14 protein-coding genes are annotated in these 14,630 nt (G+C 71.1%); 10 read left to right on the top strand and 4 right to left on the bottom strand.

Features of this window, described 5'->3' with window-relative positions; translation table 11 throughout:
- The first annotated feature begins 21 nt into the window (after nucleotides 1–21).
- Together C1N81_RS30065 and C1N81_RS30060 are read left to right on the top strand one after the other, a co-directional pair.
- Nucleotides 22–642: a winged helix-turn-helix domain-containing protein gene (locus C1N81_RS30065; protein WP_394434325.1), complete on the top strand. Its 621-nt coding sequence runs from the start codon at nucleotides 22–24 to the stop codon at nucleotides 640–642.
- A gap of 93 nt (nucleotides 643–735) precedes the next feature.
- On the top strand, nucleotides 736–2,022 hold the full coding sequence (locus C1N81_RS30060; RefSeq protein ID WP_394434323.1) for an MFS transporter: 1,287 nt from the start codon (nucleotides 736–738) through the stop codon (nucleotides 2,020–2,022).
- On the opposite strand, the gene C1N81_RS30055 is transcribed toward C1N81_RS30060, so the two are convergent.
- On the bottom strand, nucleotides 2,008–2,874 hold the full coding sequence (locus C1N81_RS30055) for a helix-turn-helix transcriptional regulator (RefSeq protein WP_394434321.1): 867 nt from the start codon (nucleotides 2,872–2,874) through the stop codon (nucleotides 2,008–2,010). The two genes, C1N81_RS30060 and C1N81_RS30055, sit on opposite strands and share 15 nt — an antisense overlap.
- A gap of 148 nt (nucleotides 2,875–3,022) precedes the next feature.
- Here C1N81_RS30055 and C1N81_RS30050 point away from each other — a divergent pair, with 148 nt between their 5' ends.
- Nucleotides 3,023–4,492 (top strand): MFS transporter, encoded by a 1,470-nt coding sequence (locus C1N81_RS30050; RefSeq protein ID WP_394434319.1) that lies wholly within the window; start codon nucleotides 3,023–3,025, stop codon nucleotides 4,490–4,492.
- A gap of 3 nt (nucleotides 4,493–4,495) precedes the next feature.
- On the opposite strand, the gene C1N81_RS30045 is transcribed toward C1N81_RS30050, so the two are convergent.
- Nucleotides 4,496–5,365 carry a helix-turn-helix transcriptional regulator gene (locus C1N81_RS30045; RefSeq protein ID WP_394434317.1) on the bottom strand — a complete coding sequence of 290 codons (870 nt, stop codon included), beginning with the start codon at nucleotides 5,363–5,365 and terminating at the stop codon, nucleotides 4,496–4,498.
- A 138-nt stretch (nucleotides 5,366–5,503) separates the two neighbouring features.
- Here C1N81_RS30045 and C1N81_RS30040 point away from each other — a divergent pair, with 138 nt between their 5' ends.
- The 3 genes from C1N81_RS30040 to C1N81_RS30030 all read left to right on the top strand — a co-directional run bounded on the left by C1N81_RS30040 (nucleotide 5,504) and on the right by C1N81_RS30030 (nucleotide 8,672).
- Nucleotides 5,504–6,934: an MFS transporter gene (locus C1N81_RS30040; protein WP_394434315.1), complete on the top strand. Its 1,431-nt coding sequence runs from the start codon at nucleotides 5,504–5,506 to the stop codon at nucleotides 6,932–6,934.
- Between the two features lie 93 nt (nucleotides 6,935–7,027).
- Entirely contained in the window at nucleotides 7,028–8,062 is a 1,035-nt protein-coding gene (locus C1N81_RS30035; protein WP_394434313.1) for an aldo/keto reductase, read from the top strand.
- Nucleotides 8,063–8,084: 22 nt separating this feature from the next.
- A complete protein-coding gene (locus C1N81_RS30030; protein WP_394434311.1) occupies nucleotides 8,085–8,672 on the top strand; it encodes a TetR family transcriptional regulator in 588 nt (195 codons plus the stop codon).
- Nucleotides 8,673–8,863: 191 nt separating this feature from the next.
- On the opposite strand, the gene C1N81_RS30025 is transcribed toward C1N81_RS30030, so the two are convergent.
- On the bottom strand, nucleotides 8,864–10,246 hold the full coding sequence (locus C1N81_RS30025) for a glycine--tRNA ligase (RefSeq protein ID WP_356492881.1): 1,383 nt from the start codon (nucleotides 10,244–10,246) through the stop codon (nucleotides 8,864–8,866).
- Nucleotides 10,247–10,415: 169 nt separating this feature from the next.
- On the opposite strand from C1N81_RS30025, the gene C1N81_RS30020 reads away from it, so the two are divergent.
- The 4 genes from C1N81_RS30020 (at nucleotide 10,416) to C1N81_RS30005 (ending at nucleotide 13,582) form a co-directional block, all read left to right on the top strand.
- A complete protein-coding gene (locus C1N81_RS30020; RefSeq protein ID WP_394434309.1) occupies nucleotides 10,416–11,420 on the top strand; it encodes a metal ABC transporter substrate-binding protein in 1,005 nt (334 codons plus the stop codon).
- 35 nt (nucleotides 11,421–11,455) lie between these two features.
- Nucleotides 11,456–12,223: a metal ABC transporter ATP-binding protein gene (locus C1N81_RS30015; RefSeq protein ID WP_394434307.1), complete on the top strand. Its 768-nt coding sequence runs from the start codon at nucleotides 11,456–11,458 to the stop codon at nucleotides 12,221–12,223.
- Nucleotides 12,223–13,110, top strand: coding sequence for a metal ABC transporter permease (locus C1N81_RS30010; RefSeq protein ID WP_394434305.1), 888 nt, complete (start codon nucleotides 12,223–12,225; stop codon nucleotides 13,108–13,110). Before C1N81_RS30015 ends, C1N81_RS30010 begins: the two co-directional genes overlap by 1 nt.
- A gap of 67 nt (nucleotides 13,111–13,177) precedes the next feature.
- Nucleotides 13,178–13,582, top strand: coding sequence for a Fur family transcriptional regulator (locus C1N81_RS30005; RefSeq protein ID WP_394434303.1), 405 nt, complete (start codon nucleotides 13,178–13,180; stop codon nucleotides 13,580–13,582).
- A 194-nt stretch (nucleotides 13,583–13,776) separates the two neighbouring features.
- On the opposite strand, the gene C1N81_RS30000 is transcribed toward C1N81_RS30005, so the two are convergent.
- Nucleotides 13,777–14,607 carry an isoprenyl transferase gene (locus tag C1N81_RS30000; RefSeq protein WP_394434301.1) on the bottom strand — a complete coding sequence of 277 codons (831 nt, stop codon included), beginning with the start codon at nucleotides 14,605–14,607 and terminating at the stop codon, nucleotides 13,777–13,779.
- Nucleotides 14,608–14,630: the final 23 nt, after the last annotated feature.

The following is a 14,630-nucleotide window of genomic DNA, read 5'->3' as shown; positions in this document are numbered from 1 at the left end:
CGCACGGATTACGCTGCGGCCATGACCGCCGACACCCCCGCCGACACCCCCGCCGCACAGCCCGACCCGGACCAGGAGAGCGCCCGGGAGGACACCCGCACCCTCGACACCCGCAGCCTGCGCGCCCTGGCCCACCCGCTCCGCATCAAGATCATGGATTCACTGCGCGGCGACGGTCCGGCGACCTCGGCGGTCCTCGCCGCCCGTTTCGGCGAGAGCACGGGCACGCTGAGCTGGCACCTGCGCCTTCTCGCGGAGAACGGGTTCATCGTGGAGGACGAGGAGCGGGGTACGAAGCGCGAGCGCTGGTGGAAGGCGGCCCACAAGACGCACGTGCTGCCGACGTCCAAGCTCCGCAAGGACCCGGAGGCCCGCGCCTCCCTGGACGTCTACCTGGGGCAGATGGTCCAGGACATGTCGGACCAGGTCGGCGCGTACCTGGCCGGTGATTTCGGTGAGGAGTGGGAGGGCGCCTCGCTGCTCGGCAACTGGAACGACCTGCGGCTGACGCCCGCCGCTCTCACCTCCCTGCGCGAGGAGCTGATGGCGGTGATCGACCGCTACGCCGAGGCCTCGCAGGAGCCCGGCGCCCTCCCTGTGACGGCCCAGATCCAGGTGTTCCCGCGCCACGATCGCCCCTGAGCCCTGCCGCCTGCCTCCCCCTCTCACAGCAATGCAGAGGAGTCTCTGCAGATACCACTTTGCAGAGACTCCTCTGCAAGCTACGCTCGTTCCATGCCTGCCTTGCTGCGCCACCATGCAGATTTCCGAAGCCTGTGGATCGCCTCCACCACCGGCCGCACCGGCGCCTCCGTCTCCTCGGTGGCTCTGCCGCTGACCGCGCTCACGCTGCTCGACGCCTCCCCGCTCCAGGTGTCGCTGCTGACCGCCGCCGCCTGGCTGCCGTGGCTCCTGATCGGTCTCGTCGCGGGCGCGTGGGTGGACCGGCTGCCGCGCCGGCCGCTGATGCTGGTGTGCGACGCGCTGTCCCTCACCGCGATCGCCGCGATCCCCGTGGCGGCGGCGATGAACGCCCTCACGTACTCGCAACTCCTGGTGACAGCGCTGGTCACCGGGGCGTCCACCGTCTTCTTCAAGACCTCGTACGAGGTGCTGCTCCCCCGCATCGTCGACGGCGCCGACCGTGCCGAGGCCAACTCGACGCTGCACGCCAGTGAGCAGGCCGGGCACCTCGCCGGGTACAGCGGCGGCGGCGCGCTCGTGACGCTGCTCGGCGCGGCGGGCGCGATGTGGGCGCAGGCGGCGGCGTTCGCGGTCTCGTTCCTCGCGGTGCTCGGTCTGCGCCACCGCGAACGGCCCGCCGCGCGGCCGGTGACCGGGGGCACGAGCATGGTCCAGGAGATCCGGGAGGGGCTGTCCTTCACGTTCCGCGACGGCTACATACGGGCGTTCGTGCTGTGCGGCGCCGCCGCCAACCTCTCCCTGATGGCCTACCAGTCGATCCTGGTCGCCTTCCTGGCCCGCGAGGTCCATCTCGCCGGGGGCGCCATCGGCCTACTGATGGGCGTGGGCGGGCTCGGCGGGATCGCGGGCGCGTTCGCCGCGCGGCGGCTCGGGGCGCGGTTCGGCACGGCCCGTTCGGTCTATCTGCTGACCCTGGGCACCCCGTGTCTGGCGCTGCTGATGCCGCTCGCCTCGCCCGCGCCGCTCGGGGTCGTCCTGTTCGCCGCCGGTCACACGGCCGTCGTCTTCTCGGTGGTCGCGGAGAACACGCTGACCGCGACGTTCCAGCAGGACTACACCCCGCCCGCGCTGTACGGCCGCTCCCGCACGGCGTCCTCGTTCGTCAACTACGGCACGATCCCGCTCGGCGCGCTGCTCGGCGGCGTCCTCGCCGAGGCCCTGGGCCTTCGCCCCGCGATGTGGGTGGCCGTGGCGCTGCTTCCGCTGTGCGGCCTGATCCTGCTGGCCTCGCCGATGCGCCGCCGTCGCGACCTGCCCACGGTGACCGCCGATGCCGGGCCCGTACCCGGGCCGGTCGTCACGTCAGTGCGTGGCTGAGGCCGCCAGCCGCTCCAGGCGGGTCTCCGTCTCGTCGTCCGCGGGGACGTACACGACGACGCGGTACGCGTCCATGTCCGGGGCCAGCCACATGTGCCGGTGTTCCAGGTTCAGCAGGCCGATCACGGGGTCCACGTGCTCGTAGCGCTTGACGTGCGAGACCATCGACGCGACCTCGCGCCGCTCCCACAGTGCGCGGAACTCCGGTGAGACGGTGAGGAGTTCGTCGACGGGGGCTTTCCAGGCCGGGTCGGCGACGTGTGCGGCCATCGCCTTGCGGTACTTGGCGATCAGCTCGGGCAGCATCACGTCGCGGTCGAGGAACCGGACGCGCCAGCGGTCGTTCATGAACATCATCCACAGGGCGTTGCGGTGCGCGGGGGCGAGTTCGGCGGGGTCGCCGAAGACGTCGACGTAGGCCCGGTTGTGGGCGAGGACGTCGTAGCGCGCGCTCTTCACCTCGGCCGGGTACGGCTCCAGGCGCTTCAGCAGGCGCAGGACCGTGGGCGTGACGACCGGGGACAGCGTCTCGGCGCGCGGGTCGGCCGCCCCGGCGAGGGCGAAGGCGTGGGCGCGTTCGGTGGGGTCCATGAGGAGGGCGCGGGCGATGGCGTCGAGGACACCGGCGGAGACGTTGATGGCGCGGCCCTGTTCCAGCCACGTGTACCAGGTGATGCCGACGGAGGCGAGGTGGGCGACCTCCTCGCGGCGCAGTCCCGGGGTGCGGCGGCGGGCGGTGGGCGGGAGGCCGACCTGGTCCGGGGTGATGCGCTCGCGGCGGCTGCGCAGGAACGCGGCCAGTTCGGCGCGGCGCGCCTCGGCGCCCGGCACGGTCCCCGTTCCGCTGCTCATGCCTCCAGGATGCCCGCGTCCGCAGCCTGGTGCCAGGTACTGCCTGTAACACGATAAGGAGACTCTGGTACCCGGCTGAGCCGCGGACGACGCTGAGGGCATGAGTTCACGTGCCCGCCCCCGCCCCGCTCCGGTTACCGTCGATCACATGCCCGAAGCACCAGAAGGCCCGACCCATCGCCGGCGCATGCTCGTCCTGGCGATCTGCTGCATGAGCCTGTTGATCGTCAGCCTCGACAACACCGTCCTGAACGTCGCCCTGCCCTCCATGGCGAAGGACTTCGACGCCACGCTCTCGGGCATGCAGTGGACGATCGACGCCTACACGCTGGTGCTCGCCGCGCTGCTGATGCTGGCCGGTTCGACCGCCGACCGGATCGGACGGCGCAAGGTCTTCATGACCGGCCTCATCGTCTTCACGGCGGCGTCGGTGGCCTGCTCCCTCGCGCCGAACCTGGAGTTGCTCGTCGTCTTCCGGATGGTGCAGGCGGTCGGCGGCTCGATGCTGAACCCGGTCGCGATGTCGATCATCACGAACACCTTCACCGACCCGCGCGAGCGGGCCCGCGCCATCGGCGTGTGGGGCGGTGTCGTCGGCATCTCGATGGCCGCGGGGCCGCTGGTGGGCGGCCTGCTCGTGGATTCGGTGGGCTGGCGCTCGATCTTCTGGATCAACCTGCCCGTCGGCCTCGCCGCGCTCCTGCTGACCTTCCGCTACGTCCCCGAGTCCCGCGCCCCGAAGGCCCGCCGCCCGGACCCGGTCGGCCAGGTCCTGGTCATCGCGCTGCTCGGCTCCCTGACGTACGCGATCATCGAGGCGCCCTCGGCGGGCTGGACCTCGGCCCGGACCCTCGCCTGCGCGGCGGTCGCGGTCGCCGCGCTCATCGGCATCCTGCGCTACGAGCCGCGCCGCACCGAACCCCTCATCGACCTGCGCTTCTTCCACTCGGCGCCGTTCAGCGGGGCGACGGCCATCGCGGTCAGCGCGTTCGCGGCGCTCGGCGGCTTCCTGTTCCTGTCCACGCTCTACCTCCAGGACGTACGGGGCCTGGACGCGCTCCACGCGGGCCTGTGGATGCTGCCGATGGCGGCGATGACGTTCCTGTGCGCGCCCCTGTCCGGGCGGCTCGTCGGCAACCGGGGCCCGCGCCTGCCCCTGCTGATCGCGGGGGTGTCGATGACGGTGAGCGGCGTGCTGTTCGCGGCGTTCGACGCGGAGACCTCCAACGTGACGCTGTTCCTCGGCTACGTCCTGTTCGGCCTGGGCTTCGGCTTCGTGAACGCGCCCATCACCAACACCGCCGTCTCCGGGATGCCGCGCGCGCAGGCCGGTGTCGCGGCGGCCGTCGCCTCCACCAGCCGACAGATCGGGCAGACCATGGGCGTCGCCGTGATCGGCGCGGTCCTCGCCTCGGGCGTCGCCGGATCCTCGTACGCGCGCAGCTTCGTCGAGGCGGGGCGGGCCTGCTGGTGGATCATCGCCGGGTGCGGGCTCGCGGTGCTGCTGCTCGGCGCGCTGACCAGCGGACGCTGGGCGCGGGAGACGGCGCGGCGCACGGCCGAGCGCCTGGAGGAGCCGGAGGACGCGGAGGCGGCACGCGCGGCGGCCGGCTCGTAGGGTTCACAGGGCGCCACTGAGCACCAGCTCTTGGAGCCGCTCGAGCCGCTCCCGCGACACGTCGTCCGCCGCCGTGTACGTCACGAGGCGCGCCCCGCTGTCCCGCCCCAGCCACAGATCGGTGTGCACGACGCGGACGAGACCGACGTGCGGGTTGAGGAACTCCTTGACGTTGCTGGTCTGCGACCGCACCACCTCGTGCCGCTCCCAGACCTCCCGGAACTCGGCCGACTCGTCGAGCAGCCGGTTGAGCACCAGCTTCCAGGCGGGCTCGGCGAGGTGGGCGGCCATGTTCGCGCGGAACTTGGCCGCCATCAGCCGCAGCACCTCGTCGCGCTGGACGATGGCGGACCGCCACGGCTCGTGGGTGAACGCCAGGAACATCATGTTGCGGTCCTCGGCCGGTACCGCGTCGAGGTCGCAGAGCAACCGCCCGTAGGTGCGGTTGTAGGCGAGGATGTCGTACCGGCTGTTCTGCACGCAGGCCGGCATCGGCTCCAGCTTGTCGAGCATCTCCCGCAGTTCGGGGGTGAGCGTGGGGCAGGTCGCCGCCGGCGTCGGGTCGACCGCCCCGGCCAGGCCGAAGAGGTGGGCGCGTTCGCTCCCGTCGAGCCGCAGGGTGCGGGCGAGGGCGTCGAGGACCTGCGCGGAGACCTGGATGTCGCGGCCCTGCTCCAGCCACGTGTACCAGGTGACGCCGACCGCGGAGAGCTGCGCGACCTCCTCGCGGCGCAGCCCGGGAGTGCGGCGGCGCCTGCCGCGCGGCAGCCCGACCTCCTCGGGCGCGATGCGCTCGCGGCGGCTGCGCAGGAACCCGGCCAGCTCGTGGCGGCGGATCTCGGCGGGCCGCGCCTCCGGCGTCAAGGTCGTCATGAGACCGGCCCCGCATTCGTGGTCATGGGTCCAGCCTGTACCCATGTGCGGCCCCCCGCCAAGCTGTTTCCGGGTAGCGGTTCTACCAGGATAAGAAGACTCTGGTACCAGCCTGAGCGGCGGCGGACGCTCGGTGCCATGACCACCCACACGCAGTCCCCGCCGGTCGCCCGCACCCCGGCGCCCGGCCACTCGCTCGGCGGCGCGGGTCTGTTCACCGTGCTGCTCGGCGCCGCCCTGCCCCTCATCGACTTCTTCATCGTCAACGTCGCCCTGCCGACGATGGCCCGCGACCTGTCGGCGAGCGAGCCGGTCCTCGAACTCGTCGTCGCCGGGTACGGCATCGCGTACGCCGTCCTGCTCGTCCTGGGCGGCAGGCTCGGCGACCAGCTCGGCCGCCGCCGGATGTTCGTCGGCGGCATGGCGGCGTTCGGCCTCACCTCCCTGGCCTGCGGCCTGGCGCCCACCGCCGGGACGCTCGTGGTGGCGCGGATCGCACAGGGCGCGGCGTCGGCGGCGATGCTCCCGCAGGTGCTCGCCACGATCCAGGCGACGACGGCGGGCCCGCACCGCGCCAAGGCCATGAGCATGTACGGGGCGACGGCGGGCCTGTCGATGGTGGCGGGCCAGGTGCTCGGCGGTGTCCTCGTCTCGGCGGACCTGTTCGGCTCGGGCTGGCGCTCGGTGTTCCTGGTCAACGTGCCGGTCGTCGTCGTGGCCCTCGTCCTCGCGGTGCGGACGGTCCCGGAGACCCGCTCGGCGCACCCCGAGCGTGTCGACGTGCCCGGCACCCTGCTCCTCGCCCTCGCGCTGATCGCACTCCTCGCCCCGCTGACCGAGGGCCGCGCGGCGGGCTGGCCGCTGTGGACGTGGCTGTCCCTCGCCGCGTTCCCGCTCCTCGCGTACGCCTTCTACGAGGTCGAGCGCCGGGCGGACCGGTCGGGCGGCGCCCCGCTGATCCCGCCGTCCCTCTTCGCGCTCCTCTCCCTGCGCCGGGGGCTCGCCCTGGTCGTCCCCTTCTCCATCGGCTTCAGCGGGTTCATGTTCGTGATCGCGGTCGCGCTCCAGCAGGGCGAAGGGCTCGGCGCGACCTCGGCGGGCCTGGCCCTGGCCCCGATGGCGGCGGTCTTCTTCGCGACCTCGCTCGCCGGTCCGCGTCTGGTGGCCCGCTGGGGCACGCGGGTCGTCACGGCGGGCGGTCTGGTGCAGGCGGCCGGGGTGGCGCTGATCGCGCTGGCCGCACACGCGACGTGGCCGCACTTCGACGTGCTGCCGCTCCTGCCGGGCGCGGCGCTCGCGGGCGCGGGCCAGGCGCTCCAGCTGCCCATCCTGTTCCGGATCATCCTCTCCGAGGTCCCGGCGGCACGGGCGGGCGTCGGCAGCGGTGTGATGACGACGCTCCAGCAGGCGTCGCTGGCCCTGGGCGTGGCCACGCTCGGCACGCTCTTCCTCTCCCTGATCCCGTCGCTCGGGACGCGGGACGCGCTGGTCACGACGTTGCTGGTGCAGCTCGGGGCGGTGGCGCTGACGGTGGGTCTCAGCCTGCGACTACCGCGCAAGGTGGCCTAGGGGCACGGGGCAATGACACATGACAGGTGACAAGTAACAAGTGACAGGTAACAGATATTGAAATCTGTCACCTGTCATGCCAAGGTGGAGGACATGAACCTCCCCACCGCTACGCAGCGCACCCTCGGCACCACCGGCCCCCGCGTCTCCGCCCTCGGCCTCGGCTGCATGGGCATGTCCGCCCTGTACGGAGAAGCCGACCGCGCCGAGTCGATCGCCACCATCCACGCCGCGCTCGACGCGGGCGTCACCCTCCTCGACACCGGCGACTTCTACGCCATGGGGCACAACGAGATGCTGATCGGCGAGGCTCTGCGCAGCGCCCCCGCAGCAGCCCGCGCATCGGCCCTGACCAGCGTGAAGTTCGGCGCCCTGCGCGACCCGGACGGCGGCTGGAGCGGCTACGACGGGCGCCCGGCGGCGGTGAAGAACTTCGCCGCGTACAGCCTCCAGCGCCTCGGCGTCGACCACATCGACGTGTACCGGATCGCCCGCCTCGACCCGGACGTGCCGATCGAGGAGACGGTCGGCGCCATCGCCGAACTGATCGAGAAGGGCCACGTCCGCCACATCGGCCTGTCCGAGGTGGGCGCGGAGACGATCCGCCGGGCCGCCGCCACGGCCCCGATCTCCGACCTCCAGATCGAGTACTCGCTCATCTCGCGCGGGATCGAGGAGTCGATCCTGCCGACCGTCGGCGAACTCGGCATCGGCATCACGGCCTACGGCGTCCTGTCGCGCGGCCTGATCTCCGGCCACTTCACCGAGGACCGCACCCTCGGCGCGGGCGACTTCCGCGCCATGAGCCCCCGCTTCCAGGGCGACAACCTGCGCCACAACCTCGGCCTCGTCGAGCAGCTCCGCAAGATCGCCGAGCAGAAGGGCGTCAGCGTCGCGCAGATCGCCATCGCCTGGGTCCTCGCCCAGGGCGAGCGGCACGACGCCGCCATCGTCCCGCTGGTCGGCGCCCGCACCCGGACCCGCCTGACCGAGGCGCTCGGCGCGGTCGACGTCACGCTCGACGCCGGCGACCTCGCCGCCATCGAGCAGGCCGTGCCCGCCGACGCCGCGGCCGGCGAGCGCTACCCGGCGGCCCAGATGGCACACCTCGACAGCGAACGCCGCTGACCCGCCCGGTACGGTCACGTACATGGCAGCGACCGAGACCCTGACCCCCGAGCGCATCCTCGCCGCGACCGAGGAGGTGCTGCGCCGCCACGGTGCCGCGAAGGCGACCGTGGTCGACGTGGCCCGCGCGCTCGGCGTCAGCCACGGCTCGGTCTACCGCCACTTCCGCACCAAGGCCGAGCTGCGCGGCGCGGTCACCAGGCGCTGGCTGGAGCGCACGACGGGCGTCCTCGCCGAGGTCGTCGCGGGCGACGAGGCGCCCCCGGCCAAGCTGCGGCACTGGCTGGCGGCGCTGTTCGAGGCCAAGCAGCACAAGGCGGGCGACGACCCCGAGCTGTTCGCCACGTACACGGTCCTGACGACCGAGAACAGCGACGTGGTCGACGAACACCTCGACGAGCTGCTCAGCCAGATCGGCGCGATCCTCCAAGAGGGCGTGGAACAGGGCGAGTTCGAGGCGCCGGACGTCCCCGTGACGGCCCGAGCGGTCCTGGAGGCCACCGCCCACTTCCACGACCCGGTGCACGCGCCGGAGTGGTCGAAGCCGGACAGCGAGGCGTCGTTCGACGCGGTGGTGACACTGGTCCTACGCGGCATTGAGGCACGCTGACCCCTCTGCAAGCCCCGCCTATCAAGCCCCTCCGGCGATTGAGGAGCGGGGTCCGGGGCGGAGCCGCCTTCAAGCCCCTCCGGCGATTGAGGAGCGGGGTCCGGGGCAGAGCCCCGTGACCAGCACAAAGGCCCCGGCCCACCGGAAACCGGCGAACCAGGGCCTCAGCGACGTAGCCGACTACACCGACGTCAGCAACCGATCAGGCGGCTGGCCAGGTACCCCTCGATCTGGTCGAGAGACACCCGCTCCTGCTTCATGGTGTCGCGCTCGCGCACCGTCACCGCGTTGTCCTCAAGCGTGTCGAAGTCGACCGTGACACAGAACGGCGTGCCGATCTCGTCCTGGCGGCGGTAGCGGCGGCCGATGGCACCGGCGTCGTCGAAGTCGATGTTCCAGTGCTGGCGCAGCGCCTGCGCGAGCCCCTTCGCCTTCGGGGACAGCTCCGGGTTGCGGGACAGCGGCAGAACGGCGACCTTCACCGGGGCGATGCGCGGGTCGAACCGCATGACCGTGCGCTTCTCCATCTTGCCCTTGGCGTTGGGCGCCTCGTCCTCGAAGTAAGAGTCGAGCATGAAGGCGAGCATGGTGCGGCCGACACCGGCCGCGGGCTCGATGACGTACGGCGTGTAGCGCTCGCCCTTCTCCTGGTCGAAGTAGGAGAGGTCCTGGCCGGACGCCTTGGAGTGCGCGGAGAGGTCGTAGTCCGTGCGGTTGGCGACGCCCTCCAGCTCACCCCACTCGCTGCCGCCGAAGCGGAAGCGGTACTCGATGTCGGCGGTGCGCTTGGAGTAGTGGGAGAGCTTCTCCTTCGGGTGCTCGAACCAGCGCATGTTCTCCTCGCGCAGGCCCAGGCCGGTGTACCAGTTCCAGCGCTGCTCCATCCAGTACTCCTGCCACTGCTCGTCCTCGCCCGGCTTGACGAAGAACTCCATCTCCATCTGCTCGAACTCGCGGGTGCGGAAGATGAAGTTGCCGGGCGTGATCTCGTTGCGGAAGGACTTGCCCATCTGGGCGATGCCGAACGGGGGCTTGCGCCGCGAAGTCGTCTGGACCTGGCTGAAGTTGGTGAAGATGCCCTGCGCGGTCTCAGGGCGCAGGTAGGCGACGGAGCCGCTGTCCTGCGTCGGGCCGAGGTGCGTGGAGAGCAGGCCGGAGAACTGCTTGGGCTCGGTGAACGTGCCCTTGTTGCCGCAGTTCGGGCAGGTGAGGTCGGCGAGGCCGTTCTCGGGCGCGCGGCCCTTCTTCTCCTCGTACGCCTCTTCCAGGTGGTCCGCGCGGTAGCGCTTGTGGCAGGAGGTGCACTCGGTGAGCGGGTCGGTGAACGTGGCGACGTGGCCCGACGCCTGCCAGACCTCGGTGGCCAGGATCACCGACGAGTCGATACCGACGACGTCCTCGCGCGAAGTGACCATGTAGCGCCACCACTGGCGCTTGAGGTTCTCCTTCAGCTCCACACCCAGCGGACCGTAGTCCCAGGCGGCGCGCTGACCACCGTAGATCTCGCTGCAGGGGTAGACGAAGCCACGGCGCTTGCTGAGGCTGACGATGGTGTCGATCTTGTCGGCGGCCACGGTGCTCTCTTCATTACGACGACGTTGAAGCTCGCTGGATACGCGCTCCGGGAGCGAATGCCTCAGGTTACCGGCGGGCCCACCCCTGCGACCAAATCGGTTTGGGGGTACAGAGCGGGACCGAGCATGACGAACTCGTTGTTGACAATCGTTTCCAGTTTTGTTGAAAATGACTGTCATGAACGTACGCAACGCCCGTCGCCCCCGCCGCCGCCTCATATCCACCGCCGCCACCGTCGCCGCCACGGCGGTCGGCCTGGTCGGCCTCTCCGCCTGCTCCTCCTCGGACGCGGCGGACGGCAAGGGCGGTGGGAACGGCGGCAAGCTCGACGTCGTCGCGTCGTTCTACCCGATGCAGTACCTCGCCGAGCAGATCGGCGGCGACCACGTCTCCGTGCGCAACCTCACCGAGCCCGGCCAGGAGCCGCACGACCTGGAGGTCAGCGCCAAGCAGCGCGCCCAGCTCGAGGAGTCCGACGTCGCGGTCTACCTCAAGGGGCTCCAGCCCTCCGTCGACGAGGCGATCGACCAGTCCGGGATCTCCACCAAGGTCGACGCGGCCTCCCTGACCGAGCTGGAGAAGCACGGCAGCGAGGTCGGCGGCCACGCCGATGAGCACGACGACCACGATCACGACCACGGCGGCGAAGAGGGCACCGACCCGCACATCTGGCTCGACCCGGTGAAGTACACCGAGGTCGCCGAGGGCGTCGGCAAGGCCCTGGAGAAGGCCGACCCGGACCACGCGGCCGACTACAAGAAGAACACCGCGGCCCTGGTGGCGAAGCTGGACGCCCTGAACACGAAGTTCGAGGACGGCCTGAAGAACACGGACAGCAAGGTCTTCATCACCACCCACGCCGCCTTCGGCTACCTCGCCGAGCGCTACGGCCTCACCGAGGAGGCCATCAGCGGCCTCGACCCGGAGAGCGAGCCCAGCGCCGCCCGCGTGAAGGACCTGCAGAAGATGGCGAAGGCCGACGGGGTCACCACCGTCTTCTACGAGACCCTCGTCAGCGACAAGACGGCGAAGACCCTGGCGGGCGACGCGAAGTTGAAGACTGATGTACTCGACCCCATCGAGGGCATCACCGAGAAGTCCAAGGGCACGGACTACCTCCAGGTCATGGAGGCGAACCTGAGCGCCCTGCAGAAGGCGCTCGGCGCCAAGTGACGTATGCAGTACCTGAGTTGAAGGGCGGCAGTGAGATGACCGAACCCGTCATCACCCTGCGCAAGGTGACGGCCGAGCTGGGCTCGCGCCCCGTGCTGCGCGGCATCGACCTGACCGTGGGCCGCGGCGAGGTCGTCGCCCTGCTCGGCGCCAACGGCTCCGGCAAGTCGACCGCCGTGCGCTCGATCATCGGCCAGGTGCCGGTCACGAGCGGCGAGATCGAGCTGTTCGGTACCCCACGCCGCCGCTTCAAGCAGTGGGCCCGCGTCGGCTACGTGCCGCAGCGCACCACCGCCGCGGGCGGCGTGCCCGCCACGGTCGCGGAGATCGTCGCCTCCGGGCGGCTCTCCCGCTCCCGCTTCGGCATCCTGCGCGCCGCCGACAAGGACGCGGTGCGCCGCGCCCTGGACCTCGTCGGCCTCGCCGACCGCGCCAAGGACTCGGTCAACACGCTCTCCGGCGGCCAGCACCAGCGCGTGCTCATCGCCCGCGCGCTGGCCGCCGAACCCGAGCTGCTGATCATGGACGAGCCGATGGCCGGCGTCGACCTCGCCAGCCAGGAGATCCTCGCCGCGACCCTGCGCGAGCAGGTCGCGGCGGGCGCCTCCGTCCTCCTCGTCCTGCACGAACTCGGCCCCCTGGAGCCGCTGATCGACCGCGCCGTGGTGCTCCGCGACGGCTGCGTCCTGCACGACGGGCCGCCCCCGAAGGCCGTCGGCCAGCACGCGCTGCCCGGCCACGACCACGTCCACCCGCACGCCGCCGTGGACGCCGAACCCCTGCGCACGGGACTGCTGAGCTGATGGAAATCCTGAGCTACGAATTCATGCAGCGGGCGCTGCTCGCCGCCGTCCTCGTCGGCATCACCGCGCCGGCCATCGGCATCTACCTGGTCCAGCGCCGCCAGGCCCTCATGGGCGACGGCATCGGCCACGTGGCGATGACCGGCGTCGGCCTCGGCTTCCTGCTGTCCGCGTCCCCGGTGTGGATGGCGACGCTGGTCTCCGTGCTCGGCGCCGTCGTCATGGAGCTGATCCGCTGGTACGGCAAGACGCGCGGCGACATCGCGCTCGCCATGCTCTTCTACGGGGGCATGGCGGGCGGCGTCATGTTCACCAGCCTCGCCCCGGGCGGCTCGACGGCCAACCTCACCTCGTACCTCTTCGGCTCGCTGTCCACCGTCTCCTCCGAGGACGTCACCGCGATCTGTCTGCTCGCGGCGTTCGTGGTCCTGGTCACGGTCGGCCTGCGCCGCCAGCTGTTCGCGGTGAGCCAGGACGAGGAGTTCGCCCGCGTCACCGGGCTTCCCGTGCGCGCCCTGAACCTCCTGACCGCCGTCACCGCCGCGGTCACGGTCACGGTCGCGATGCGCGTCGTCGGGCTGCTCCTGGTGTCGGCCCTGATGGTCGTCCCCGTCGCGGCGGCGCAGCAGCTCACCCGCAGCTTCAAGGCGACCTTCGTCATCGCCGTCGCCATCGGCGTCGCGGTCACCCTCGGCGGCACCGTCACGTCCTACTACCAGGACGTGCCGCCCGGCGCGACGATCGTCCTCCTGACCATCGGCGTCTTCATCGTCCTCACGCTCCTCGCCACCCCGCTGGCCAGGCGCAGGGCGCGAGCGGCGGCGGCGACGGTGCCGGGCGATCCGGCGGAGTGCGCGATCCCCGGGCAGGCCCCCGCCAAGGTCTGACCCGGGCCCACTGCCGCCTGGCACAATGGCGGCGGTACGTACGTGGCAGGGATGTGAGGAGAAACCCGTGGCAGCCCCGGTTCGAGGCAGGTCGACCCGCCAGCGCGCGGCCGTGGCGGCAGCGCTCGACGAGGTGGACGAGTTCCGCAGCGCGCAGGAGCTGCACGACGTCCTCAAGCACAAGGGTGACTCCGTCGGCCTGACCACGGTGTACCGCACGCTGCAGTCCCTCGCGGACGCCGGTGAGGTGGATGTGCTGCGCACGTCCGAGGGCGAGGCGGTGTACCGGCGGTGCTCCACCGGTGACCATCACCATCACCTGGTGTGCCGGATGTGCGGCAAGGCCGTTGAGGTCGAGGGACCGGCTGTCGAGTCCTGGGCGGAGACGATCGCCTCCGAGCACGGGTATGTGAACGTGGCCCACACCGTGGAGATCTTCGGCACCTGTGCGGATTGCGCTGCCGCTGTGTGAGCCCCTTGTCGTGCGTTGCCGGGTGCGGCGTACGTCGTGGCTGGTCGCGCAGTTCCCCGCGCCCCTGAAATGCGCACTGCGTGCGCCATTTCAGGGGCGCGCCCTCATGGAGCTGCGGCGAAGCCGCATGCTCCAGGGGCGCGGGGAACTGCGCGACCAGCCCCCGCCGGCCTGCGGACGTAACGGCGCCTTCGTCAGGCCTTGCCCTCAAGCTGCAGCAGGACCTCGTTCGGGGTGGCACCGCCGAAGCGCCGGTCGCGGGAGGCGTACTCCACGCACGCCCGCCACAGATCCCGCCGGTCGAAGTCCGGCCACAGGACGTCCTGGAAGACCATCTCCGCGTACGCGCTCTGCCAGAGCAGGTAGTTGGACGTGCGCTGCTCACCGCTGGGCCGCAGGAACAGGTCGACGTCCGGCATGTCCGGGTAGTACAGGTACTTCGCGAACGTCTTCTCGCTGACCTTCGACGGATCCAGGCGGCCCGCCTTCACGTCCTCGGCGAGAGCGAGCGCCGCGTCGGCGATCTCGGCCCGCCCCCCGTAGTTCATGCAGAAGTACAGCGTGAGCCTGTCGTTGTCCTTGGTCTGCTCCTGGGAGATCTCCAGCTCCCTGGCGACCGACTTCCACAGCTTGGGCATACGGCCGACCCAGCGCACCCGGATGCCGAGCGCGTCGAGCTGGTCGCGGGTCTTGCGGATGAAGTCCCGGTTGAAGTTCATGAGGAAGCGGACCTCGTCGGGCGACCGCTTCCAGTTCTCGGTGGAGAAGGCGTAGAGCGAGATCGCGCCGACGCCCATCTCGACGGCGCCCTGGAGCACGTCGAGGACGCGTTCGGCGCCCACCTTGTGCCCCTCGGTGCGGGGAAGCCCGCGCTCCTTGGCCCACCGCCCGTTGCCGTCCATGACGATGGCGACGTGATTCGGCACCAGCTCGCCCGGGATCTTCGGCGGCCGCGCGCCCGACGGGTGCGGTTCGGGCGTGACGTACTCCCGGCGGGACCGTCCGAGGATTCCGCGACGTGCCATGTTTCCGGCCTCTCCCCTAGCTC

This window comes from Streptomyces sp. SGAir0957 (assembly GCF_043523415.1).
Note: the sequence above shows the minus strand (reverse complement) of the source record. Positions and strands in the feature narration are given on the sequence as shown.